19 protein-coding genes are annotated in these 23,012 nt (G+C 54.9%); 7 read left to right on the top strand and 12 right to left on the bottom strand.

Annotated features, from left to right (window positions below; translation table 11 throughout):
- Positions 1-108: 108 nt before the first annotated feature.
- The 3 genes from HOV93_RS25135 to glgX all read right to left on the bottom strand — a co-directional run bounded on the left by HOV93_RS25135 (position 109) and on the right by glgX (position 3,932).
- The gene (locus HOV93_RS25135) at positions 109-378 is read right to left on the bottom strand and encodes a hypothetical protein (protein ID WP_207399313.1); all 270 of its coding nucleotides are present in this window, start codon (positions 376-378) and stop codon (positions 109-111) included.
- Positions 379-499: 121 nt separating this feature from the next.
- A complete protein-coding gene (locus tag HOV93_RS25130; protein WP_207399312.1) occupies positions 500-1,468 on the bottom strand; it encodes a hypothetical protein in 969 nt (322 codons plus the stop codon).
- Between the two features lie 376 nt (positions 1,469-1,844).
- Entirely contained in the window at positions 1,845-3,932 is a 2,088-nt protein-coding gene (gene glgX / locus HOV93_RS25125; protein WP_207399311.1) for a glycogen debranching protein GlgX, read from the bottom strand.
- Positions 3,933-4,603: 671 nt separating this feature from the next.
- Here glgX and purM point away from each other — a divergent pair.
- Positions 4,604-5,665, top strand: a complete 1,062-nt coding sequence (purM, locus tag HOV93_RS25120) for a phosphoribosylformylglycinamidine cyclo-ligase (protein WP_207399310.1) — start codon at positions 4,604-4,606, stop codon at positions 5,663-5,665.
- Here purM and HOV93_RS25115 read toward each other — a convergent pair.
- The 5 genes from HOV93_RS25115 to hflX all read right to left on the bottom strand — a co-directional run bounded on the left by HOV93_RS25115 (position 5,636) and on the right by hflX (position 11,808).
- Complete coding sequence (locus HOV93_RS25115; protein WP_207399309.1) at positions 5,636-6,871, bottom strand: amidohydrolase family protein; 1,236 nt, start codon at positions 6,869-6,871, stop codon at positions 5,636-5,638. The two genes, purM and HOV93_RS25115, sit on opposite strands and share 30 nt — an antisense overlap.
- A complete protein-coding gene (locus HOV93_RS25110; RefSeq protein WP_207399308.1) occupies positions 6,868-7,617 on the bottom strand; it encodes an RluA family pseudouridine synthase in 750 nt (249 codons plus the stop codon). The genes HOV93_RS25115 and HOV93_RS25110 overlap by 4 nt, the downstream gene beginning before the upstream one ends.
- Before the next feature lie 167 nt (positions 7,618-7,784).
- Complete coding sequence (locus tag HOV93_RS25105) at positions 7,785-9,275, bottom strand: Gfo/Idh/MocA family protein (protein WP_207399307.1); 1,491 nt, start codon at positions 9,273-9,275, stop codon at positions 7,785-7,787.
- A gap of 419 nt (positions 9,276-9,694) precedes the next feature.
- Positions 9,695-10,477: an SDR family NAD(P)-dependent oxidoreductase gene (locus HOV93_RS25100; protein ID WP_207399306.1), complete on the bottom strand. Its 783-nt coding sequence runs from the start codon at positions 10,475-10,477 to the stop codon at positions 9,695-9,697.
- Positions 10,477-11,808: a GTPase HflX gene (gene hflX / locus HOV93_RS25095; protein ID WP_207399305.1), complete on the bottom strand. Its 1,332-nt coding sequence runs from the start codon at positions 11,806-11,808 to the stop codon at positions 10,477-10,479. The genes HOV93_RS25100 and hflX overlap by 1 nt, the downstream gene beginning before the upstream one ends.
- A 304-nt stretch (positions 11,809-12,112) precedes the next feature.
- Between hflX and HOV93_RS25090 the strand changes: the two genes are divergently transcribed.
- The 4 genes from HOV93_RS25090 to trhO all read left to right on the top strand — a co-directional run bounded on the left by HOV93_RS25090 (position 12,113) and on the right by trhO (position 16,726).
- On the top strand, positions 12,113-13,033 hold the full coding sequence (locus HOV93_RS25090) for a sugar phosphate isomerase/epimerase family protein (RefSeq protein ID WP_207399304.1): 921 nt from the start codon (positions 12,113-12,115) through the stop codon (positions 13,031-13,033).
- Positions 13,034-13,503: 470 nt separating this feature from the next.
- Positions 13,504-14,121, top strand: coding sequence for a toxin-antitoxin system HicB family antitoxin (locus tag HOV93_RS25085; RefSeq protein WP_207399303.1), 618 nt, complete (start codon positions 13,504-13,506; stop codon positions 14,119-14,121).
- A gap of 361 nt (positions 14,122-14,482) precedes the next feature.
- Positions 14,483-14,818, top strand: coding sequence for an ATP-dependent Clp protease adaptor ClpS (locus HOV93_RS25080; protein ID WP_207399302.1), 336 nt, complete (start codon positions 14,483-14,485; stop codon positions 14,816-14,818).
- Between the two features lie 60 nt (positions 14,819-14,878).
- Positions 14,879-16,726 carry an oxygen-dependent tRNA uridine(34) hydroxylase TrhO gene (gene trhO / locus HOV93_RS25075; protein ID WP_207399301.1) on the top strand — a complete coding sequence of 616 codons (1,848 nt, stop codon included), beginning with the start codon at positions 14,879-14,881 and terminating at the stop codon, positions 16,724-16,726.
- A 261-nt stretch (positions 16,727-16,987) separates the two neighbouring features.
- On the opposite strand, the gene HOV93_RS25070 is transcribed toward trhO, so the two are convergent.
- The 3 genes from HOV93_RS25070 to HOV93_RS25060 all read right to left on the bottom strand — a co-directional run bounded on the left by HOV93_RS25070 (position 16,988) and on the right by HOV93_RS25060 (position 20,744).
- Positions 16,988-19,309, bottom strand: coding sequence for an ABC transporter permease subunit/CPBP intramembrane protease (locus HOV93_RS25070; RefSeq protein WP_207399300.1), 2,322 nt, complete (start codon positions 19,307-19,309; stop codon positions 16,988-16,990).
- 18 nt (positions 19,310-19,327) lie between these two features.
- The gene (locus tag HOV93_RS25065) at positions 19,328-20,077 is read right to left on the bottom strand and encodes an ABC transporter ATP-binding protein (protein ID WP_207399299.1); all 750 of its coding nucleotides are present in this window, start codon (positions 20,075-20,077) and stop codon (positions 19,328-19,330) included.
- Between the two features lie 175 nt (positions 20,078-20,252).
- Entirely contained in the window at positions 20,253-20,744 is a 492-nt protein-coding gene (locus HOV93_RS25060; RefSeq protein ID WP_207399298.1) for an acetolactate synthase, read from the bottom strand.
- Between the two features lie 144 nt (positions 20,745-20,888).
- On the opposite strand from HOV93_RS25060, the gene HOV93_RS25055 reads away from it, so the two are divergent.
- Complete coding sequence (locus HOV93_RS25055; protein ID WP_207399297.1) at positions 20,889-21,275, top strand: acyl-CoA thioesterase; 387 nt, start codon at positions 20,889-20,891, stop codon at positions 21,273-21,275.
- Here the strand turns inward: HOV93_RS25055 and HOV93_RS25050 are convergent.
- A complete protein-coding gene (locus tag HOV93_RS25050; RefSeq protein ID WP_207399296.1) occupies positions 21,261-21,890 on the bottom strand; it encodes a phosphopantothenoylcysteine decarboxylase domain-containing protein in 630 nt (209 codons plus the stop codon). The genes HOV93_RS25055 and HOV93_RS25050 overlap by 15 nt on opposite strands.
- Positions 21,891-22,100: 210 nt before the next feature.
- Here HOV93_RS25050 and HOV93_RS25045 point away from each other — a divergent pair, with 210 nt between their 5' ends.
- Complete coding sequence (locus HOV93_RS25045; RefSeq protein ID WP_207399295.1) at positions 22,101-23,003, top strand: hypothetical protein; 903 nt, start codon at positions 22,101-22,103, stop codon at positions 23,001-23,003.
- The last annotated feature ends 9 nt before the right edge of the window (positions 23,004-23,012 follow it).

Below are 23,012 nucleotides of genomic sequence, written 5' to 3'. Positions count from 1 at the left end.
GATCAGCTTGATCAAACAGCAGAAAAGCAAGGAAAGCATCGTGATGCGGCGGCGTATGGCAGGCTGGAACGTGAACTTCCTAGCGGAAATCATAGGCCTGCCAACGACTTAGTATGCGTTAGCCGTGGCCTGAGTGATGACCGACAGCGTCAGGTAACCGATTAACAGAATCGAGAATCCAGCGGCGAACGTCCTGGTTTCTCCTATGGCAGTACAAGCGAGAGCGGTCGTTAAGAGAGCAACTATCGCAACCCCAAAGAAGATCCACTCTAGCATCCACCACGGCGTCCAGATCGTGCCAATCAGCAAACAGAACACCGTTAAGACGGTAATCACTTCGGCAATCGAGAACTGCAGTATGGCCCTTCGCGAATTCATGGTTCCCTTCGAAACAAAAATGGCGGCTCGTTTCCAAGCCGCCATTTTAAATCGTTTTATCACCGCACGCGAACTTATCGCGAAGCCACGTAGACTTTGCACACAAGCATCATTAAGCCTTTCAACGCAAGCGGCGACGCGTGGATGAACTACCTCCGCCCCTAGGACTCCTGCTTCCTGAATTTAAATTATTGGTCCTCGATGTAGCCCGTCGGCGGACTTCCGCTGGAATTTGGGTCCACAAGCCTGTATTGTCATACCAAAACGAAAACCATTGGTAACAGTAAGGATTCCCAATCGCTTGATTAAACCTCACACCCAACGGCAAGCCCCCACTGGATCGAACAGCGCCCGGATGACCATCCACATGCTCGTCCTGTCGGTGATGCAACAAGCAATGGATCATCTCATGAATCAGAATGCTTTGTCGAAAATTATCACTACCTCGATTAAAGTAGTTTTGTGAAATAAAGATTCGATATCGCCGATCATCATGCCGGTTCGCCATCGCAAGAGGAATTGACATCTTATTCGGATTTCTCAGCGATCGAACAGGTTGCATGATCCGATACACAAAGTCAGCTTTACCAAAATACTCTGCAACTGCACTGAACCTACGGCATATGATACTAACGCCGGGATGAGAAGAATTGATTGAGAACGTCCCCCTTAGCAGATATTCATGCTGCCAGTTGGAAAAACCGTGCCCGCCAACCAACGGCAGAAAAAGCAATGCACATGCTGTTGCACGATGACGTGCTTTGAGAAAATCGTTGGTTAAGGTCGACAAGTCATAGTCGGAAAACCCGCGGTACTTTTGAAACCGCGTGCGATCGCTGGTAAATCGACGCACTAACTGCATAATTCTGGGGCGGTCACTTTGCAGTAGTGGGTAATTCCGAACGATGTAGTTAATATCACGCACTTCACGATCAGTAATATTGTCGCTATCACATGTATTAAATATCAGAAACTTGATTTGATCCAAAGACAATGCTGTTCCCGTAGAAACGTATTGCTGCATGAAACCTCGCAGCCCATGATCTTTAATATTTGCCAAGAATGTCGCCGCATCAAAAGACTTCGCCATTATGAAACGCATCCCGAATAGCAAGTAGCGTGTTAAAGGGGTCTCACCAGGACATGCGAAGTATATCAAACCCAAACACGGATTTCGATGTTTAAAAAGAGCTTCCCGGATCGCGACAGCTGAACAATGCCTATCGATTTTCTATGCGTTTGTGGCTCGCCTAGCTACTGGTTTATCTCGATATTATTGAAGCCTACGCAGGCAATTCAAAAGGGGCGTCCAACGAAAGCTCCGGAATTCGCAGCCAATCGATTCGACCCAGTTTTGGATTCCGTTCACAGACACCAAAAACTCGTTCTTTCTCACCTTCAAAACAAAAAAATGGCGGCTCGTTTCCAAGCCGCCATTTTAAATCGTTTTATCACCGCACGCGAACTTATCGCGAAGCCACGTAAATCCGCACGCTGCGTTCTGGCATCACAAACTTGCCAGCCGCTGGTGGGCGTGGGCCGTTCAGGTCTGGGTAGACATCGCTCGGCGAAGTCGCCGCCGTGTCGACGAACATCCGCCAACTGGTTCCCTTGGCAACCGGTGGCAGAATGAACTGTTGCGGCGAAGCACTTCCGTTCATCAGCAGCAGGACATCGCGACCGAAGTTTTCGGAATCGTTGTCTTTGGTCGGAGCGGCGAAGAGGCAAGTCAACATCGAGTCGCCGCTGTCCCAATCGACTGCGGTGCCAAGATTGTTGTACCAATTCACGTCGAACAAACCACGACGACCGGTTGGGTAACCGCCCAGGAAGTGCTTCTGACGCACCGTCGGCTGATCGCGACGGAACGCGATTAGGGCCCGCACGAAACGACGCATCTCGTCGTTCTTCTTCACCAACGACCAATCGAGCCACGAGATTTCGTTGTCTTGGCAGTAGGCATTGTTATTGCCGTGCTGCGTTCGACGTACTTCGTCTCCCATCAAAATCATCGGCACGCCCTGCGACATGAGCAAGGTGCAGAACATGTTCTTGATCTGCTGCCGGCGAAGCTTCTCGATGCTCGTTCGCTTGGTTGGACCTTCCACACCATAGTTGTAACTCAGGTTGTGGTTGTCGCCGTCGCGGTTCCCTTCGCCGTTCGCTTCGTTGTGCTTGTGATTGTACGACGTTAGGTCGTTCATCGGAAAGCCATCGTGCGACGTAATGAAGTTAATGCTGTGGTACGGCTGACGGCCACCGGCCTGGTAAAGGTCGCTGGAACCGGCCAAGCGTGTGGCAAGTGCCCCGAGCTTGTGTGGTTCGCCCTTCCAGAAGCTACGGATGTCGTCGCGATACCGACCGTTCCATTCGGCCCAACGCAAGTTGGCGAACGAACCGACCTGGTAAGCACCGGCGGCGTCCCAAGCTTCAGCGATGATCTTGGTATCGGCCAGCATCGGATCTTCCGCGATGGCTTCGACCAGTGGTGGGTTCGCCACCAGATTACCACTCCGGTCACGGCTTAGAATCGACGCGAGGTCGAACCGGAAACCGTCGACATGGTAGTTATGCACCCAGTGACGCAGACTGTTAAAGATCATCTCACGGACAATCGGATGGTTACCGTTGACCGTGTTGCCGCAGCCTGAGTAGTTCTTATACTCGCGGCCGCCGTTGGCCAGCATGTAGTAGACCTGATTCTCGAGCCCCTTGAAGCTGAGGATCGGTCCCTTCTCGTTCCCTTCACAGGTATGGTTGTAAACGACGTCGAGAATGACCTCGATGCCGGCCTGATGCAAGGCTTTGACCATCTCTTTGAATTCGCGAACCTGACCACCTGGCTTCTTGCTCGCCGCGTACCCCCGATGAGGTGCGAAGAAAGCCATAGAGTCGTAACCCCAATAGTTGCCGCGGGTGGGTGTTTTCCCGGTCATCATGTCCATCATGGGGAACTCGTGGATCGGCATCAGCTCGACCGCGGTTACCCCCAAGGACTTCAGGTACGGGATTTTCTCGACCACGCCGCGATACGTGCCTGGGTTATCGACACCGCTCGACTCATCGGCGGTGAACCCTTTGACGTGCATCTCGTAGATGATCGATTCGCTCAGGTCCCGCTTCAAATGGCGGTCCCCTTCCCAGTTAAAGCTTTCATCGACCACCACGCACTTGGGCGGACGGATGATCCCGTCTTCGGCTGACTGGAATGTGCCAGCGAGCGCCTTGGCGTAAGGATCGATCAGCCGAGCCCGACCGTCGAAGAGCATGCCTTCGTCGGGGTTATAGGGCCCTTCGGCTTGAAAGTGATAGAGCTGACCTTCTGACAGGCCTGGAATAAAGATACTCCAGATATCCCCCCAGCGATCGGTCTCACGATCGAAGTCGATGATTTCGCTTGGTTCGCGATCATCGACGTTTTTATATAGCAATAGTCGCATCGCCGTGGCGGATCGGCTGAATACAACAAACCGTACGCCGCGTTCGTGCAGGATGGCTCCATAAGGAAGCACGTGACTAAATTGCAGCTCCGGATGCGGATGAACCATAAGCATAGGCGACTGTCCGATCTAACCTCCTAAGACCTCGATTGAATGATTGTGCTGAAACACTACCACCCAATTCGCAGCAGACCGGAAAAGACGCCCCTCCTAAAACCAATTTTTTATCTTCAAAACACGTGATGCATCGTCTGGCGAAATAATAGCTTAGGGCTAAGGCGTAGGTCCTGCGTAGAGTTTAATGATTCGAAGGAGTTCAACCTGCCGATGGCGTCGCTTGGGAAGACTAGGATTGCGTTGGCAACCCGTCCTCCCGGATTGTCCGCATTAACCGCAATGTTCGGACCAATAGGGGTAGCGATTTGGAGCCGCCTACGATTATTTTTCCCATTTCACCGATTTTGCCGGCTCATTTTAACCATTCTAATACCCGCATTTGAACACGGTCCCCTCTCTGGATGCTAGAGGATGTGCAAATTCTGCTCAAAACCGTAGCAGGTTTTCCCGGAAAGAATTTTGGGAAAATTTTGCATGGGGCCCACTCGCTCCATTGGGCAGAGGGTGAAGGCAAGGGGCGAAACGTGCACCTGCTTCCTAACGCTCACCCTAGCCCTCTCCCTTAGGAAGACGAAGTAACAGGTAACGAGGTGCGTTGACAATCCTGGCGGTGGGGCCGAAAATCGTCGTCTCTAGACGCTAACCCTTCGTTTCGATTGACAACCACCATGGCAAAAGCCACCTATAAAGATGCCGGCGTCGACTTAGACGTTTACGCAGAATCGATGTCCCGTCTTCCCCGGTTGGTGAAGCGGACGTTCTCTCCTCGGGTGATGCAGCTAGATGGCGGCTTTGCTGGGCTCTTCAAACTCGACTTCGATAACGCGCTGTTCGCCCGAAAGTACGAAGATCCCGTCCTTATTTCCTGCACCGATGGGGTAGGAACGAAGCTCAAACTGGCCATCGACAGCGGCAAACACGATACCGTCGGTATCGATCTGGTCGCAATGTGCGTGAATGATGCGATCTGCTGTGGTGGCGAACCGCTGTTTTTCCTCGACTATATCGCCATGGGGAAAGACGACCCCGAATTGCTGGAACAACTGGTCACCGGGATCACCAACGGCTGTGTCGACAGTGACTGCGCATTAATCGGCGGAGAAACGGCGATCATGCCGGACCTTTATAAGGTTGGCGACTACGACATGGCCGGGTTCTGCGTGGGCGTAGCCGATCGAAAGCATCTGATCGACGGCAAGACGATCGGCGATGGGGATGTTGTCCTGGGATTGTCCTCTAGCGGCGTCCACTCCAACGGGTTCAGCCTGGTTCGGAAAGTCGTCTTCGAGATTGCTGGGCTCAAACTGGACGATCCGATCGAATCGCTGGGGGCAACCGTTGGCGAAACGTTACTGACGCCGACGAAGATTTATGTCCAACCGGTTCGAAACGTTCTATCTCATTACAAGATCAAGAACGTTGTTCACGGTATCGCCCACATTACGGGTGGTGGCCTGCAGGAAAACCTAGAGCGAATCTTGCCTAAGAATGTGGACGTCGAGATCAAAAAGGGAAGCTGGCCTGAACTGCCGGTCTTCCCATGGATCCAGCAGTTGGGCGAGATCGAAGACGAAGAAATGGCCCGCGTCTTCAACATGGGCATTGGCCTGGTCGTTATTGTCAGCAGCTATTACGCCGCCAGCGTCCAGAAGATGCTAAGCGAAGGTGGCTGCGACGTTTTCGAGATCGGCAAAGTCACCTCAGGCAGTGGCAAGGTCGAGTTGCGTTAAACCAACTCCCAGGTTCCACAGTCGCGGCTGACCACCCAGCATCGCGGTGAGCACATCCGGGCAATCGCTACCGATCGCGAAAGCAGAGACCATTGCCTTCTGCCCGGCATCAATCGTCCCAAAGGATCCTTCCAGCCCCAAAGCGAACGCGGCGTCGCGCGTTACCATCGGCAAAAGCTGCTCGGCCGGGATATTGGGAAAGGTCTCGCTCACGTGTTGCAGTTCGGCCCATAAGTCGAGGTCCGGCGAAGAGGCCCGCGAATCGGTCCCGAGCACCACGCGAATTCCATCGGCCAGCAGAGATTCAATCGGATGGCGATCGTGACGGAAGTAAGCATGCGTACGTGGACAATAGCAGACGCTCATCGTTTCTTTGTGCTGCTTGAGCAATGCAATCTCTGGCTTTGTAAGATAATTGCCATGCACCACCATCGCCCGGTACGCCGAGGCAAGTTGCTCGATGTAATCGGCAGGCCTCTTACCGCCGGGAAAGTCGGTTTCTTGGAATAAGCCCATATTATCGAGCATCACGCGAAAAGGGCCTGTTCCTCTTTCGAGCAGTTCTAGCTCCTCGAGCGACTCGGCCAAGTGCATCGCGATCGGCAATTGATGCTGCTGCGATAGGGCAACGCACTGGTCGATCATCCCCTTACTAGCCGAATAGGGCGCATGGGGACTCAACCCAGGGGTGACATTCTCGTGCGACCATGGATAAACCGCATGCTCGCGGGCCTGGTCAAGCCGCTCTTGCGCGCGGCCCCGATCCAATCCCAGCATCTCTAACATTGAAACGACATGGACGTCGGGCCGCTCGTAGGCAACTTCCATCAGGGGAAACGTCGCGATCTCGGCCACCACGCCGACACCATGCTCGGCGCACTGCTTGAGCCCACTTCGAATGGCTTGCGCCTTCTCAACCGCCAGACTCTCGCCAAACCCTTGCCGGTAGCGAATCACTTCCATGATCCACTGCGTAAAGTTCATTCCCTGCGTTCCCAGGGGATCGATTAAATTGCTGAACTCGAGATGCGTATGCGCGTTAATCAGCGCCGGCATCACGGCCCATTGACTCAGGTCGACGGCGTCGTGCCAGATGCCTGTTTCTTCGATGCTGACGATTCGGTCGTCTTCCACCATGATCGTGGCATCCGGGATCGGGGCGCCACACATTGTATAGAGCCACCCTACTCGATAACGACGAATCATGACGGGACCTCCCTTTCCAGTTGATCGCTCAATTTCTGCCAAATCTCTGACTCTTGCCAAGATAAGGGAAGCGGTGCGGTGACGTCGACCTGCTCTTCCACCATCGGATGCCGAAACTGCAACCGCCGGGCATGGAGCGCGATGTGATGGTGCCGCGTGTCTTCAACTTTTGGGCCGAACGCTTCGCACCCTCCATAAAGATTGTCGCCCAACACGGGAAACCCACGACGGGAGCATTGCAGGCGGATCTGATGATAACGCCCCGTTCCTAATTCGATTTCCAACAAGCTATGCGAATCGGTCTCGGCAAGTACGCGATAACTTAGCTGGGCAGACTTGGCCCTGTCGGCCGATGCGTCAACGACCTCCCCTTTCGCCACGTCGGGAATCTTTCGCACGTGATCGGTCCACTCGCCGGTCGAATGCTCGAGGCGGCCCTCGACGATTGCCCAGTAAGTCTTCAAAACGGTGCGTTCGCGAAACTGCGCCGCCAAACGCTGAGCAGCGCGGACATTGCGGCAAAAAACGATCGCTCCGGACACAGGGCGATCAAGCCGGTGGATGATTGCCAGGTAGATGTTCCCGGTCTTCGCTTCGCGCTGCTTAATGAAGTCGCGAAGTTGCACTTCCAGGTTGTCGATCCCCGGCGGAGCTTGCGTCAGCAGCCCTGCCTGCTTCTGCACGCAGATACACGGACCCTTCTCGTACAAGATGCGAAACGGCGGAGTTATCGTCGACGGATTCATGGAGCCCATTATATCGTGTCCCCTCGCTCATTGCCGGAGAGGGTGCGGGGGGAACCTTGTCCCGGCTATTACCCCTTACCCTAACCTTCTCCCTTAGCAAGGGACAAGAAAAAGAAAACGCCAAGCACATGGCTTGGCGTTTTCGCTTATCGATTTGACCGTGTCGCTTAGACTTTACCTTCAGCAGGAACTTCAAAGCCCTTGCGGTAATCGCGGCTAAGGTATTGGTCTGCCTTTTCGTTGCCGATGAACGTTTCGCTCTTCGGATCGAAGGCCAGCATGGGGCCCAGCTTGACCCCTTCGCTGTCAATGTTCACGCCATTGTCGCGAAGGTGATCCTGAACACGTGCCATGGTTGCACGGACGTTTTCAGTTGTCTTGATCGCTTCCATTCGTTCCAGGCATTCCGTTGGCGAAACTTCTTCACCCATCTGGTACGAGATCAACCCGGTGTGACACAAAGCACTGGAAAGATGGCCTTCCAGGATGTCGCCATTGAGGTGATCGACTTCACGACTGCGGACCGCTTCAATAAAGTTATTGTAGTGGTTCTGGTCGCTACCACCTTTGAAGTCACGGATCTTGTTGCCGTCCTTGTCAAAGGCAGTTCCGGAATGGTAGGTGGTCATCACGAGGTAACCATCGGTTCCTTCAAAGATCACGCCGATCTTCGAGCCCTGGTAGCTGACGCTGCTTTCCTTCAACTTCTTGTCGTAGACCAAGCCACGAACTTCAAAGACCAGCGAGCGATCGCCGTAGTCGTGCACAACGACCTGAGTGTTCGGCGTGGTACCGGCGTCTTCGTAACCGAAACGACCACCGTAGCTGATGACCGCGTTGCTCAGTTCATTGACACCCAAGCCCCAACGAGCCAAGTCCATCTGGTGAATGCCCTGATTGCCGAGGTCACCGTTACCGAACGGCATTTGCCAATGCCAATCGTAGTGGAACCGCGGACGGGTAACTTCCTGCATTTGAGCTGGGCCAAGCCACAAGCTGTAATCAACCGACTTCGGTGGCTGGTAGGTACCTTTTTCACCGATGCTCTTACGCGGCTTGTAGCACAAACCACGGGCGACCTTCACATCACCAATCTTGCCGCTTTGAACGAACTCGATGGCATCGATCATGCCTGGGTTCGATCGGCTCTGCGTGCCGGCCTGGCAAATGCGTTCGTACTTGCGGGCCGCTTCAACCACACGGCGACCTTCGCTCACGTTGTGGCTGACTGGCTTTTCAACATAGACATCCTTGCCGGCCTGGAGAGCCCAAATGGCTTGCAACGAGTGCAGGTGGTTCGGAGTGGCAATACTGACGATATCGACGGAAGGATCGTCGAGGACCCGACGCATGTCGGTCTCAAACTTAGGCTTGTGCCCATCCTGTCGCTTGGCGACGCCTTCGACCTTGCTCTCGTGGAACTTCGAGTCGACATCGCACAGGTGCGTAATAATGACATCGTCGCGGTTGGTGAAACCACCGATGTGAGCATTACCGCGGCCATTCAATCCGACAACGGCGACGTGCAGCTTTTCGTTCGGGCTCTTGCTCTGCTTCTCGGCCGCGATCAACGAAGTGGGAGCCACAAACGCAGCGGCAGCCGCGGTGGCAAACATGGAATCTTCGAGGAACTCGCGACGCGTCTTGCGAATCGTCATGGATTCAGCCTTTGTGTTGAAAAAGAATTGCTGGGCGGTGGGAAAGGTGGGCGATCGCGGGGCACATTTCCAGAAGGTCTTCACGGAATTCGACTCACCGTGAAAGTGTCTTGAAAAGAGCGTCTCTGATCATCTCTTAACATAACTAAACTTAGGATTCCTGACAACTATTTCGATCCCTGCTAGCCCCCATGAAAAGAAAGAGGGATCCCAGCAGCAACGCGAACAGCCAGGGATAAAGATACTACGTAACCTACGACCCAATGGTTCGGCTTCCGTTATGCGATCAGGCTTGTCCGGAACATGAGAAATCAAGGACCTAAAAGGCCTCTATGCCAAGCCTGTTTGATCCGAGAACTACCGAGCCGATCGCACCTTTTGGCCAGTCAAAACAACGCGGTGTTTTTGACTGGTCAAAATCAGCCGAATTTGGCGACTGTCCAATCCGCGAGAGATGGCCACAGGCGATCCAATAGAACCATCGCATAGCCGGTTTTACTCGGAATGATTTCATGCCGCCCGGTGCGTATGGCCCGCAGGGCAGCGACGGCAATGCTGTGAGGTGTTCGAGTGAACTTTCCCGTGGCCGGAGCCTTTCCTTTTTTCTCGATCACCGAGGAGGAAAACTCGCTGCTGGTCGTGCTGGGACTGACCAGAATGACGTCTACTCCTTTACTCGACAATTCCGCACGCAGGGCATCACTAAAACCGTGCAAGGCAAACTTGCTAGCACAGTACTCGCTTTTGCCTGGAACGGCTCGATGCGCGAGGATCGACGAGATATTGCAGATGGCCGGCGTCCTCCCCTTTTCGAGCATCGGCAGAAAGAGGCGAGTCAGCTCGACTGGGGCAAAGAAATTGACCTCCATCAACTGCCGCAGACGCTCGGGCGACGCCTCGGCAAAGGCTCCATAAGCCCCGATGCCAGCGTTGTTCACCAGCACATCCAGCCCCTGATAATGGTGCTGAGCCTTTTCGAGCAGCTTCTGACGAAGGGCCGGATCGGTCACGTCTCCGACCACATACTGGGCGTCGGCCCCCTTGGCATGAACCACCTCCAGCAGCTCCTCCAGGCGGTCTTCACGCCTGGCGGAAAGCAGCAGCTTGGCCCCTGCTTCCGCCGCTAAAATCGACATAGCGCGACCGATCCCGGAAGACGCGCCGGTGATCAAAATCCGTAGGCCATCCAGCTTCCGCCGCATTAGGCGACATCCCCCACAGCATCCGATTCTTCGGTCTCGGAAGAGGGCTCATAGGGACGAATCACCGCGTCCGGATTCTGGTTCTCGATACGCCCTAAATGAGCGGTCGGAATGCGGCAATGAACGAACAACTTCTCATTGCCATATCGCTTGGAAACGACCTCGCCGTTCTTGGCCAAATAGGCGACCAGCTTACCGTTGTCGACGGACGCTTCGATCTCGACATCAGAGAACGATTTGCTCAACGCATCGCTTACCGCGATCGCCAGCTTATCGAGCCCTTGCCGCGATACGGCACTCACCGAAACGGCCTGGGGGTAGCGAGCTTGAAGCTGCTCTAAACGCCGAGGATCCTCGATGCGATCGATTTTATTCAGAACCAGCAAAGTATTCTTTTGCTCGATCCCTAATTCAGCCAAAACATCGTAAACTGCGGCAATTTGCTGCTCGGCTTCAGGGTTACTGGCATCTGCCACGTGCAGCAAAAGATCGGCTTGATTGGCCTCTTCCAGCGTGGCCTTAAACGATGCGATCAAGCGGTGAGGGAGGTCCCGAATGAAACCGACCGTATCGCTCAGCAGAACCGGTCCCCAATGCGGCAACCGCCAACGCCGCGTCCGCGTATCGAGCGTCGCAAAGAGCATATCCGCAGACAATACCTGGGCCGAGGTCAACGCATTCATCAGGGTGCTTTTACCTGCATTAGTATAGCCCACCAGACTGATCGTCATCGACTCTTTCCGGGCCGCCACTTCACGCTCGCGACGCTTGGCCACTTTGTCCAAATCGTCTTTCAAATCGCGAATGCGTTTCTCGACTAAACGGCGGTCGACTTCCAACTGCTTTTCACCAGGACCACGCATCCCGACACCCATCTTGATACGGTCCAAGTGGGACCACATTCGCTTCAACCTTGGGAGCGAATACTCTAGCTGGGCCAACTCGACCGCCAGACGTGATTCAAGGGTTTGCGCATGGGTGGCGAAGATATCGAGAATAAGCTCGGTCCGATCAATCACCTTCCGCTTGGTTTCCCGCTCTAGATTGCGGGTCTGCCCCGGCGAAAGCTCGTTATCGAAGATAATAACGTCCGCCTCCGACGCTTCGGCGCACAGCGATAACTCCTCAATCTTTCCTTTACCAAGATAGGTTCCCGGTTCCGGCTTATCGCGTCGCTGAGTCAGCTTGCCAACGACTGTCGTTCCGGCGGTGGTCGCCAGTCCGTCCAGCTCCTCCAGTGGATCGTCGGAATACTGGATCGACGGATCCAACAACTTGACCAGAATGGCATTTTCCTGAGCGACGCTCTGTTTGCGATCTCGTTCTGTCACAAGCGGTGCCTGCTTTTCCTTTCTTTGACCGGTGCCGAACCAGGGAAGTGGCCTTCGGCACAGGGGATTACTTCAGCCGCTGAATCCTGGCCAGCAGCCTTTCCTACAATTCTAACCAGCCTTATTGCCGGAGCGAAGGTGCATTTACACCCCCCAGCGGTAAGAAATCCTGGAGCAGAACCGGCAATTTTCGCCCCTTTTTCCCCAGGGAATAGTCGCGATATGCTCCGTCTTCTAAACTAGACTAGAGGTTTAACCTTGCCAAAAGTTCACGATTAACCCACACCCCCTGAGGAAGACACCCATGCAACGGCATCTCGGTCGACGTCAATTCCTTCAATCGATGGCCGCCACCGGCGCCGCATTGACCCTCGGTCCACACCTTCTTGCGGCCGACGCCGACAAGAAAGCCCCCTTTAAAATCTCGCTGGCCCAGTGGTCGCTCCACCGCACCATCCGTAGCGGCAAGCTCGACAACCTCGACTTCGCCAAAACGGCCAAAGAGGAATGCGGCATCGAAGCGATTGAATACGTGAACCAGTTCTTTAAAGACAAAGCCAAGGACGAAAAGTACCTGGCCGAAATGAACAAGCGAGCTGACGACAATGGCGTTAAGCAATTGCTGATCATGGTCGACGGCGAAGGTGCCCTGGGCGATGCGGACGAAGCCAAACGCAAGAATGCGGTCGAAAATCACTACAAATGGGCCGAAGCAGCCAAGACCCTTGGTGGACACTCGATCCGAGTGAACGCCAAAAGCAGTGGTAGCTACGAAGAACAGATCAAGCTGGCAGCCGACGGCCTGGCCCAGTTGAGCGAATTCGCCAAGGGCCTGGGCCTGAACGTGATCGTCGAAAACCACGGGGGACTTTCGTCCAACGGCGAGTGGCTCGCTTCGGTGATGAAGACCGTCGACATGGAAAATTGCGGCACGCTGCCAGACTTTGGCAACTTCCGTGTCAGCAAAGACGAAATGTACGACCGCTATAAGGGCGTCGACGAACTAATGCCGTACGCCAAGGCCGTGAGCGCCAAGTCGCACAACTTCAATGAAGAAGGCCTGGAAACCAACACCGACTTCTTCAAGATGATGGACATTGTCGTCAACAAGCATAACTATCACGGTTATGTCGGCGTTGAATGGGAAGGGGGCAACCCAGGCGAGATCGAAGGAATCGTCCTGACTCGCAAGCTCCTGGAAAAGTGCGCCGCCAAGCTAGCGTAGGTGAAGTCGATCTGCCGCCCATAACCAGGTGAGCAGCGGGGCGACGCTGATTTCAAACCTACGAAAACGTGACTTCAGCCCTCAGCCCCTAGGGCTCCACGAAACAGAACCCCGCCGCGATCTCGCGTCGGGGTTTTTCTTTTGCGCGATTCCCCCGTAAAACCCGGCTTCCGGAGACTATTTGGAACTATTTCGGGAAAAATAAACCCGTCCCCTAGGGACAGCTCCTTCGATGCGACTTTGACCTCTGCCTATTTCTTAAGCAGGGACACCCCTGCCCAAAAAAGTCGCGTCACTGCAACCAGATTGTGCATGCACTGCTGTCGGTCGTAAGTGCTTGCACTGCAGTCACTTCTACGCTGGTCTTGACTTGCAACCAAGGATTCTGGCATACCCTTACACATCGCGTGGTGAACACAGCCACGACGGTGTCCAAAGTCCTCAGTCGTTTCCAGGAAGGAGCCTCGCAAGTGTCCCAATACAACCCAGGCAATTCGTACCCGCAGTCGCAGCCAGCACCGCGTCCGGTTTACCCAAACACCACGTTCCCACCCCAGCAGCCTAGCCAGCCGCAGTACCATTCGCCGCAGCCGGCAGCCAGCGAAGGTGCTTACGCCACCTCGCGTCCGACTTTCACCGGCACGCCGCAAGCACCGGTTCAGCCGGCCGCTCCTGCAGGGCCAGCGTTGAACGTCGCCCCAACCGCCACCTTCGAGGAAAAGAAGATCGAGTGCGTTCGTATCGCTCGTGAGTTTTTCCGTGGTGTGCCGGACTGGGTCACCTACTTCCGTGAGATCCTCGGCGTCGAAGGGGTCGTTCACCGACTCTTCCCACAGCCAGAAGAATTCACGAAGTTCGAGCAGTCCGAAGAGTACAGCGAAATCCAGCTGATGATCGTCAAGCTGCGCGAACGCTCCAACGTCCAGAACGAATCGAAAGAGCCGACCCGGGTCATCACCGTGCGTCTGCCCAAGAGCCTTCACGAGTCGCTCCGCGTTGAAGCTCACTCGCGACGTACCAGCATGAACAAGCTGTGCATCTCGAAGCTACTGCAGGTCATCGACGACTCGATGATCCCCAACGACTAAGCTCTACCCAGACGCTTAGGGCGTACCGCTGGTGAGCATGCGGTACGGCTCGATTCGAGGAAACCTAGCCAGGTGGAACAATCCGCGCGCCGGATGGTCAACACCACCAGGCAATACACGCGCTCAAACGCGCCGCTCATGCGTGATGAATCCCATCACTACGGGCGGTGGCGAACTTGAATTCGATTGCGGCTGAGGACGAAAAGGGCCTGGCATTTTCGCAAAGCGAACCTGCCGGCCCTTTTTTTGTGTCATTCCGCGGATATCCGAGTATTGATTTTCTTTGGCAACTGCCAAAATGGTCATTACAACGTTAGGTATAGTTGGACCTTGTTATTACCTCGGCAGTATTTGAAGAACTATGAGCAGCGAAGATACGGTCGTCGCCACCCCCGAATCGATCGTCGAGAACAAACCGAAACGTCAGCCGCCGTACGGGGTCGTTCTGCACAACGACGAAATCAACACATTTGAGTTCGTCATCGAGACTTTGCGCAAAGTCTTTGGGTACGAACTAGAGAAATGCTTTCATCTGACCCAGGAAGCCCACGAACAGGGCCGATGCCTGGTCTGGAGCGGTACCCTGGAAGGTGCCGAGCTGAAGCGGGAACAAGTGATCTCACGCGGCCCTGACCCCGTGATGAAAGCGAAGGGAGCCCTTCCACTGCGTGTCACTCTGGAAGAAATGCCTCAATAGCTGCGTCTTCTCGCGTCTCCCCCGTTTGCGAAGAACGGGATTCCAAAGATAATTTGCGGTATGAATACGCCAACCGCCGTGCCCGATGCCGGGCCAGTCTTGAACGTTTCGTCCTATTTGTTCGCTTCGTTGTCGGAATTGAAGCCGCTGAGAGATTCGCTGCGCCGTTTGTGCCGACGACTCGACCTACGCGGAACGATCTTGCTCAGCACCGAAGGCATCAACCTCTTCGTGGCCGGTCCCGACGAAAGTGTCCATAGCCTGCTAGTTGCGCTTCGTAAAATTCCTGGCCTCGAGAAGCTCGAGGCGAAGGAGAGCTTCACCAGCTACCAGCCTTTTCGCCGGATGCTGGTAAAGATCAAGAAGGAAATCATTGCGTTTGGTATCGATGGGATCGAGCCTGCGGAGCGTACCGCCCCCAAGCTTCCTCCCCAGCAACTCAAGCAGTGGCTCGACGACGGCAAACCGCTTCTGCTGTACGACGTGCGAAACGACTACGAAGTGAAAGTCGGCACGTTCGAGCAAGCCGTGCCAGCCGGGATCAATACGTTCCGCGATTTCCCCAAAGCGGTTGCCAGTCTGCCGGAAGACGTCAAATCGACACCTGTTGTTATGTTCTGCACCGGGGGCATCCGCTGCGAGAAGGCCGGTCCTTTCATGCAACAGGCCGGCTTCGACGAGGTCTACCAACTCGACGGAGGCATCCTCAAGTACTTCGAATTGGTTGGCGGCGATCATTACCAAGGAGACTGTTTCGTCTTCGATCAACGCGTTGCCGTCGATCCGCGTTTACAAGAATCGGCCGTTTCCCAGTGCTTCGCCTGTCAGACTCCTTTGACGACCGAAGAACAGAACTCGCCGCTGTATGTGCCCAACGAATCCTGCCCTCACTGCTTTAAGTCGGCTCAGGAAACGATGGCCGAAGTGGTGTCCAAGCGGCAAACCAAGTTGAAAGAGGTGACCACTCCTCTGCCCGGCAGCATTCCTTACACCAATACGCGGCGTCTATTTGTTTCGTCCGAGCAAAAAGGAAGAACGCTGTACGAGGTACTTGCCGAAAAAGTCCCGGCTGCCTCGCAAGGTTTCTGGGAGAAAATGGTCGCTCAGAAGTTGCTCGTTGAAATCATTCAACATCAAGACGAACGCCTGATCGAGTATCGCGTGGCAGACCCGAGCATCCCATTGGTTGCTGGCCAACTCTTCGAGCCTCGCTATCCCGGCACGATTGAACCGGACGTCAGCACCGACATTCAGATTCTTTACGAAGACTCGGCGTTGATCGTTGTCAGCAAGCCGGCCCCTTTGCCCATGCATCCGTGCGGCCGATTCAACAAGAATTCGCTGATTAGCTTTCTGGAGCAGGTTTATCATCCCCAGAAGCTGCGAATTGCCCATCGCTTGGACGCCAACACCACTGGGGTCGCTGTCCTGTCCCGCACCAGCGCCGTCGCTCGCCAGGTGCAGCCGCAGTTCGAGCAGGGCAAAGTCGAGAAGCGTTACCTGGCGTTGGTCTATGGGCATCCCGCAGAAGATGAATTCATCTGTGACGAACCGATCGGCACCTCACGCGTTCGAGGAGGTGGCCGCCGAGTCGAAGAAGGTGGTCAGCCGTCGCGTACCGATTTCATGGTTCAGAAGCGGTTCGATGACGGAACGGCCATGCTGGAAGTCTCGCCCAAGACAGGCCGCACCAATCAAATTCGATTACATCTTTGGCACCTCGGCTTTCCCATTGTGGGCGATCCGATGTATCAGCGCGATAACATCATGCAAGAGAGACAGACGCTCGAAATCGACGAACCACCGATGTGTCTGCACGCCTGGGAAGTCAGCTTCCGCCACCCACAAACTGCGGAGATGGTGACCTTTCAAGCACCGGCCCCTAGTTGGGCGAACCGAGGCGAATAGAGAATCCTCACTTCACCCATCAAACTAAATGGGTGGCCCAGAGATTTATCTCTGGGTGACCTTGGGTCACAAGCGGCTAAAGGTCCCGGCTGAAATAAGGTGGCAAGAATCCATCTTCGGTAACGTCGATGCATGAGCCGCTTGTAGCCTGCGGCTACCCAGAGATAAATCTCTGGGCCACCCCGTGGTAACTACGGGACTACGTTGGATTGCCCGATCAGGCGGCGTGTAGAGATCGTTGCCCTCAAGTCCCGTCCGGCGTTAAGACTTCGCGCTGCTATCCTTGCGGTTACCCATTGCCGAGCGGATCGCCCCCTGATGGTTCAGGGCTTCTTGGCGGCGTTCTTCCGAAGAAAGTTCCGCAGGCATTCGGGCAAAAATACCCACCAGTGCCACCGCACCAATTCCGCACAAAAATACGAGCACCGGCTGGTATCGGGCATCGCCAGGCATCTCGGTGGCTGTCGTGACAAGCACTTTCAGCCATGGATTGGCTTCGATCGTTTCCGTCGTGATCATCCCCTGAGCGAACACCAGACTATTGTGCGTGGCATGAAAGAGAATCGCCGGTAACAGACTTCGTGACTGAACCGCCAAAAAGCCAATCATCAAGCCAAAAATCGTGGCCGGAATCGACTGCTGAAGGATGCCATGAAGTAGCCCGAAGAAGATGGCCGAAATGGTGATCGCGGCCCACTTGTGTCCGATATGCCGCATGCCGGAGAGGATGAAACCACGACAAGCGAATTCCTCGCAAATGGCCGGCAAGATGGCAAACAGAAGGAATATATGCAGGATCGACAGCTCGGCCGTACTGCCGAGCATGTTCGCCAACTGGTCCTGCAGATCCTCTGACATGGGAATCGTGTTTTGAATGATGTCGCGCAAGTAGATGGCGAAAGGGTGCAAACAGATTGCTAACACCGGTGCCATCAGCATGGCCCCATAAACACGTGAGTCAAGCAGCCGCAGCGAGAACGTCTTTTTCACGCTACGCGTAAATATCCAAGCCGCGATCAACACCGGCAGCAGAATCAAACCGATCTGGTTGGTCAGCATGTACTGCACCAACGAACCAACGCTCAGCGTGCCGTCTTCCCCAGGTACTGGCATCACGTATTTGCCGACCATGTGCGGCAGCGCGAGCAAGACAATGCCCATCAAAAACGCACCAGAAGCCGATGGAGTATCTTGGCGATCTCGCCACATCTTCTTAAACCAAGCCTGAAGACTGAACCGTTCGCTTTCGCGGAACAAGACCGACTCGTTATTGAACTGATCGATCGCCCAGCGAATGGCCACCCAGATACAAAACGCCGTCACACCCAGCACCGGCAGCACATAGGTCGCCGCTTTGGTGTAATCCCCTTCCATCAAGGCCTTGAGCAGAAACGACATTCCGCTCACCGGGATCAACGACGTCCCGAAGGACAGTTCCGTATCTGGCAGCACCGGCAAAACGACCAACGGTAAATTGAGCATCAGCAGCGGAAGCAGATAGTACTGGCCTTCCTTGCTGCTTCGAGCCATCGTCGCGATCGCCAACGCCAAGGCGCTGAACAACGCGGCCATCGGGATCAGCGCTAGAAACAACCAACCCAACGACCAAATCGGCGGGGGCCCGAAGTTGATCCGCGAGGCCATTTCTCCACCACCGACTTGCCCCATGACAAAACTGGCCGTGAAACCCATACTCGCCAGATTTAAGACACTGGTCGCGATACTGAACGTCATGATCGCAAGTAACTTGCCGGCCACAATCTCCGAGCGCAGCGCGGGGCTGGAAAGCAGCGTCTCAAGCGTTCCTCGTTCTTTCTCGCCGGCGCACAGGTCGATCGCGGGATAAAACGCCCCGGTCAACGCCCAGATCACTACGATAAACGGAAAGATCTTGGCCCACAGATAAGATGACTGATCGAGCGGCTTATCGGAAAGATCGACCGTACCGAAGTTGAAGGGATCGGTAATGACGGCCGGCACATCGTTGGCTTCCAAGTTATGTTGGATCAACTTTTCGCGCCACGAATGCAGTATCTGCCGAAGTCGATTTTCCGCCAGCTTGGAATGCTCGTCAGACGAGTTGGTGATCAATTGAGGGGAAGGAATCTCGTCGGTCGATTCGTCATTCTTCTGGTCGTCCTGAAAGCTTTCCATTCGCTCTTTGAAGCCAGGAGGAAAGTAGATAATCGCGTCGAGCTTGTCGGCCGTGAGCGTTTCTTTCGCGGTCATCTCGACCACATTCGGATCGACCGACGCTTCGGTCGCTTCAATTTCGAAACGACTTGTCACGCCGGCATCTTGCAACAGCTCAGGAGAAAACTCATACCGAGAATCGTCTTCCAGCTCGTTGTCCAATTGCACCGACGGCACGAACAAATCCGGCGTGCCGGGCAATTCGTGCAAACCGATCACGCGTAGACGTGTCGGATGGGTCTGACGAAACTGCATGACCTGCAAGACCATCAGCCCCATCAGCGGATACAACAGGACCGGCAAACCAATCACGGAAAAGAGCGTGCGCCGATCACGAGCTTGATCACGTAGCTCTCGCTTTAGAATCAGCTTGACGTTGTCCCAGTTCATTCCTTGCTCTCGCTGCCGTTAGTTGGCGATTCCATCCGGCTCGCCAATCAGATGAAAGAACAATTCTTCCAGATCAGGTTGGTCATACTGAACGCGTAGCTGATCGATGGTGCCTTCGGCGAGGATCTTTCCCCGGTTCATGATGGCAACCTTGTCGCACAGTTTCTCGACTTCCCGCATGATATGCGACGAAAAGATGATGCACTTGCCTTGGTCGCGAAGCTCCGAAATCAGCTGAACCAAAGCACGCGCCACGAAAACATCAAGCCCCAGTGTCGGTTCGTCGAAAATCAAAACCGGCGGATCATGCACAAGCGCCCGGGCAATCGAAACCTTTTGCTTCATGCCGGTCGACATCTTCGCGCCTAGCACATCACGAATCTCGCGCATACCCAGACGATGGAACAGCTCTTCCATCCGGTCGTGCAATTCGTGGTCCGGCATGCCGTATAGCTTGCCGAAGTATTCCACCATCTCCCAGGCCGTCATCCGGTCGTACACTGCCGTGTTGGCAGACATGAAGCCGATTTTATGTCGCACCAAAGCGGGCTCAGTCGTGACATCGTACCCGGCGATTTTTACCGTACCGGAGGTGGGCTCGAGAACCGTACTCAGAATGCGAAGCGCCGTCGTCTTACCGGCTCCGTTAGGGCCTAGCAGACCGAAAATCTCGCCAGGCATCGCAAAGAAGCTGACATGATCCACTGCCGTAAACTTACCGAGTTGGAAATCGTCGTACGACTTGACGAGATCACGAACGTGAATCATGCGGCTGCCAGTGCCCGATGGCGAGTGAGGGGTTCGGATAACTTCCGTGTGAACTTGCAGTCAAATTCTATCGGACAAAGCCGTATCGATGGCACCCCGTCAGAAGGTTCGCCATCGAGAAGAGCAGTTCTCGGACCTGATAGCACGATTTTAACGGTTTTTTCGCAGACCAAGTCTAATCATCGAACTTCAAATCATCCTCAGTCAGGACCTTGAAGTTGCGTGAAAGCAGCGTATCCATCGCAATATCGGCGTTATCGACCATCAATGCGACCGCAGCCCGATTATTCGGCGTGTAGAGCAGCGGATAGGCCTGCACGATATTCACTTCCGATTGCAGCAGCGCCGTGCAAACCCGAAGTAGGGGCTGCTTTTGGGCAGGCAATTCGACCCCGATCAGGTCAGACTCGATCAGCGCCAAACCAGCTCGCTCCAGGATCTCGCGTCCCCCTTCGGGGTCGCTGAGCAGGAAACGAACAAAACAGCATTCGGTCGCGTCGTTAATGGAAAGAGCAACAATCCGTACGTTGCTCCCTTCAAAGCGGCGCACAATCTCAAGCAATTGCCCGACGCGGTTTTCCAAAAAGACGGTGAACTGGCGAAGCGAGGGATAGTCGCGACCTCGCATGGTGCTGTAACTGGTACCGGAGCCGGCTCCCGTACTCATAGTGCCCCAATCATGCTAAAACGAAATTGGCAGTTAATAAACGCAACTATAAAATAGGCTTAGGGTTCGGTCAATCTTTGCCCCAACAAGTGGGGAGTATAAACCGGGCCTTTTCGCCTAGATCGTCCCAGAAAACCTTTCCCTATGCTATCTGAATACACCGCAGAAGTCCGCGTCCGTTACCAGGAAACGGACGCCCAAGGCCGCGTTCACCACGCCAATTACATCACCTATTTCGAGCTGGCACGGACCGAAATGTTGCGAGCCGGCGGATTTAATTACAAACGCATGGAAGCCGACGGCTTGTTGCTCGTGGTCCGCGACGTCGAGTGCCGCTATCACTTGCCTGCCGAGTTCGACGACTTGCTGCACGTCACGGTAAAAGCAGTGAAAGCGAAGGGAGCCCGGATCGAGCTGGCTTACGAGATTCGCTGCGAAGATAACCTCGTCGTCGAAGGCAAGACACTTCTGGCATGTATTACGCGGGAAGGAAAACCGACACGCATTCCCGATGTGCTACGCCTGGATTAGCCGCTCGCCCACGATTTGCATGATCTGCGAGGCGACATCCGGCTTGCTCCCCTGCAATGTGGCGACCACGCTGCCATCTTTGGCCAGAACCTCGACGTGGTTTTCTTCGCTGTTCATCGCCTCAGGCCCATTCAAGATCATCAGGTCGCAGCTCTTCTTTTCGAGCTTGGTAAGGGCCCGGAACCGGCGATCCTCGGTCTCTAAGGCAAATCCAACCACCCAGCGATCTTTCTTATCGGCCCCGAGCGTCGCCACAACGTCTGGCGTTTCAATCAGCTGCAAGACGAGCGGTTGTCCCGTTTTCGCGATCTTTTGTCCCTGCACGAACTCGGGCCGGTAGTCGCACGGAGCGGCCACGCCGATCAGTCCGTCGCAGTGTTCGAACTGCTGCTGGGCGACGGTCAACATTTCGTCGGTGGTATCTACCCAGTGGACCGTTGCCTGGCTGGGATAGGTAATCGAAACCGGGCCAGAAACAATGACCACCTCGTGCCCGGCAGCCACGGCGGCTTCGGCTAAGCTACATCCCATCCGGCCGCTAGAAGCGTTGGTCAGGTAACGAACAGGATCGATGTATTGTCGGGTCGGTCCCGAGGTCAAAAGAATGCGGGCCATGAAGCTATACGTAGGGGAAAAAGGGATCAGAATCCCACCCATCGTACTGAGAACTGCCAGCGATGCTACCAGGGCAAGCGGCTACCGCCGGGGAACTCACCTTGACCCAGCGAACGGCGCTTCGTAATGTTTCCCCGCTCGGGATCCTACCAGGTGGCTGCGCGTCATCAGGTAGGGCATGCGCGACCCCACTGGCCGAGGACTTTTCGCATGGTAAAAACGCTGGCTCTCAGCCTGATCGTAGCGATCGTGGCCCTGCCGCTGCTTGCCAGACGCGTCCAGGCCGAGGGGTTACTTTCGTCGGCAGCCAGCGAAAGCCGGACCGACGATCCCGATCCGCCCCGTAACGAAGAACCTAAACGCCGAGCCCGCCATCATCACGACGACTGCGATGATGACGTCGAATCGGCCGCAGGTGAACTCCTGGGGATCCTGCTGTTTTATGGGACGATCGCCACCGTCGATGCGATGGTTCCCGACAAGCGAACGGTCCGCGGCGTGAACGAGTCGGGGCAGGAAATCACGTACACGATTTATGGCCCGCCGGGGTATTTTTCGGATTACCCCTATCAGCACGAGTTCGGATACATGCTGATGGGAGACGAGTGGGTCAGCATTGGTAAGACGACATCGATTCGTGGATCGGTTGAGTATGGCACGGACTTCAGCGACCTATCGCGAGTCGGTACCAAACTGCTTGTCGAGGGAACCAGTCGCTGGGGCATCGACATCCAGTGGGACGAGTACTTCGAGAACATCCCCTCCGGCGGAACAGATCAACTGACACTCGGCGATTTGAACTTTACGTTCAGAGCGCCGCAAGGATATCACAGCCAGTTTCGTTTCGGGCTGGGAACGAACTTACTGGAAGATCGAAATGGTTCCGAGTTCGGAATCAATTTCACAACAGGCTACGACGTTTATCTCGGCAAGCCATGGATATGGTCGACCGAGATGGACCTTGGCAAAGTGGGATCGGCGGATCTGTTTCGGATTCGCTCGACCCTAGGCGCACAATGGAAACGGGCCGAAGTGTTCGCGGGGTATCAGTACACCAACTTAGAGGGGATTGAGTTGGATGGATTTGTCTCGGGGATGCGTTTTTGGTTTTAAGTGCGGTTT

It is taken from the genome of Bremerella alba (assembly GCF_013618625.1).
Lineage (GTDB): Bacteria > Planctomycetota > Planctomycetia > Pirellulales > Pirellulaceae > Bremerella > Bremerella alba.
Note: the sequence above shows the minus strand (reverse complement) of the source record. Positions and strands in the feature narration are given on the sequence as shown.